Raw genomic sequence first — 2559 nt, forward strand, 5'->3', positions numbered from 1 at the left:
AGGGGTGACGGCGTGCCTTTTGAAGAATGAGCCTGCGAGTTAGTGCTGTGTCGCAAGGTTAACCCGTGTGGGGAAGCCGTAGCGAAAGCGAGTCTGAATAGGGCGTTTGAGTGGCACGGTCTAGACCCGAAGCGGAGTGATCTACCCATGGCCAGGTTGAAGCGCGTGTAAGAGCGCGTGGAGGACCGAACCCACTTCAGTTGAAAATGGAGGGGATGAGCTGTGGGTAGGGGTGAAAGGCCAATCAAACTCCGTGATAGCTGGTTCTCCCCGAAATGCATTTAGGTGCAGCGTCACGTGTTTCTTCCCGGAGGTAGAGCTACTGGATGGCAGATGGGCCCTACAAGGTTACTGACGTCAGCCAAACTCCGAATGCCGGGAAGTGAGAGCGTGGCAGTGAGACCGTGGGGGATAAGCTTCATGGTCGAGAGGGAAACAGCCCAGACCACCGGTTAAGGCCCCTAAGCGTGTGCTAAGTGGGAAAGGATGTGGAGTTGCTGTGACAACCAGGAGGTTGGCTTAGAAGCAGCCACCCTTGAAAGAGTGCGTAATAGCTCACTGGTCAAGTGATTCCGCGCCGACAATGTAGCGGGGCTCAAGCACACCGCCGAAACCGTGGCATTCAACGCAAGTTGGATGGGTAGGGGAGCGTCGTGTACGAGGTGAAGCCGGGGCGTAAGCGTCGGTGGATTGTGCACGAGTGAGAATGCAGGCATGAGTAGCGAAAGACGGGTGAGAAACCCGTCCGCCGGATGACCAAGGGTTCCAGGGTCAAGCTAATCTGCCCTGGGTAAGTCGGGACCTAAGGCGAGGCCGACAGGCGTAGTCGATGGACAACGGGTTGATATTCCCGTACCGGCGAAGAACCGCCCATGCTGAGTCGGTGATACTAACCGCCCGAACCTGTCTAGATCCCCTTCGGGGGACGTGGCAGGGGAGCGCGGGACCTGAACCGATAAGGCAAGCGTATTAACAGGTGTGACGCAGGAAGGTAGCCGGGCCAGGCAATGGAATTGACCTGGTCCAAGGGTGTAGGGTGTCCGGTTGGCAAATCCGCTGGACGTGTGCCTGAGACCCGATAGGCCCCCACTACGTGGGGGATCCGGTGATCCTATGCTGCCAAGAAAAGCATCGACGCGAGGTTCTAGCCGCCCGTACCCCAAACCGACACAGGTGGTCAGGTAGAGAATACTAAGGCGATCGAGAGAATCATGGTTAAGGAACTCGGCAAAATGCCCCCGTAACTTCGGGAGAAGGGGGGCCCTGAGCCTGAAGCCCACTTGCTGGGTGGAGGGTGTATGGGCCGCAGAGACCAGGGGGAAGCGACTGTTTATCAAAAACACAGGTCCGTGCGAAGTCGCAAGACGATGTATACGGACTGACTCCTGCCCGGTGCTGGAAGGTTAAGAGGACCGGTTAGCTCTCACGAGCGAAGCTGAGAATTTAAGCCCCAGTAAACGGCGGTGGTAACTATAACCATCCTAAGGTAGCGAAATTCCTTGTCGGGTAAGTTCCGACCTGCACGAATGGAGTAACGACTTCCCCGCTGTCTCAACCGTGAACTCGGCGAAATTGCACTACGAGTAAAGATGCTCGTTACGCGCAGAAGGACGGAAAGACCCCGAGACCTTTACTATAGTTTGGTATTGGTGTTCGGTGTGGCTTGTGTAGGATAGGTGGGAGACGTTGAAGCATGGACGCTAGTTCGTGTGGAGTCATCGTTGAAATACCACTCTGGTCACTCTGGACATCTAACTTCGGCCCGTGATCCGGGTCAGGGACAGTGCCTGATGGGTAGTTTAACTGGGGCGGTTGCCTCCCAAAATGTAACGGAGGCGCCCAAAGGTCCCCTCAGCCTGGTTGGCAATCAGGTGTCGAGTGCAAGTGCACAAGGGGGCTTGACTGTGAGAGCGACAGCTCGAGCAGGGACGAAAGTCGGGACTAGTGATCCGGCGGCCCGTTGTGGAACGGCCGTCGCTCAACGGATAAAAGGTACCTCGGGGATAACAGGCTGATCTTGCCCAAGAGTCCATATCGACGGCATGGTTTGGCACCTCGATGTCGGCTCGTCGCATCCTGGGGCTGGAGTAGGTCCCAAGGGTTGGGCTGTTCGCCCATTAAAGCGGTACGCGAGCTGGGTTCAGAACGTCGTGAGACAGTTCGGTCCCTATCCTCTGCGCGCGCAGGAAATTTGAGAAGGTCTGTCCTTAGTACGAGAGGACCGGGACGGACGAACCTCTGGTATGTCAGTTGTACCGCCAGGTGCACCGCTGATTAGCTACGTTCGGGAAGGATAACCGCTGAAAGCATCTAAGCGGGAAGCCAGCTTCGAGATGAGATTTCCACGACCTTCGGGTCGGGAGGCCCCCAGCAGATCACTGGGTTGATAGGCCGGACGTGGAAGCAAGGACTAACGACTTGTGAAGCCGACCGGTACTAATAGGCCGATAACTTATACACACAAGCATCTCTCATACACGCTTCAAAGGGTATGAGAGGGCCAGATGCGTAGCGTCCACTATGCGGTTGCGGAACAACAACCAACCGAACCACCACCCC

General features: G+C 56.5%; 1 rRNA gene. It reads left to right on the forward strand.

The annotated features are described in order from the left end of the window. Positions 1–2461, forward strand: a 23S ribosomal RNA gene (locus AB0333_RS16875); the annotation flags it as partial. Positions 2462–2559: the final 98 nt, after the last annotated feature.

Source organism: Citricoccus sp. NPDC079358 (genome assembly GCF_040702545.1).
Lineage (GTDB): Bacteria > Actinomycetota > Actinomycetes > Actinomycetales > Micrococcaceae > Citricoccus.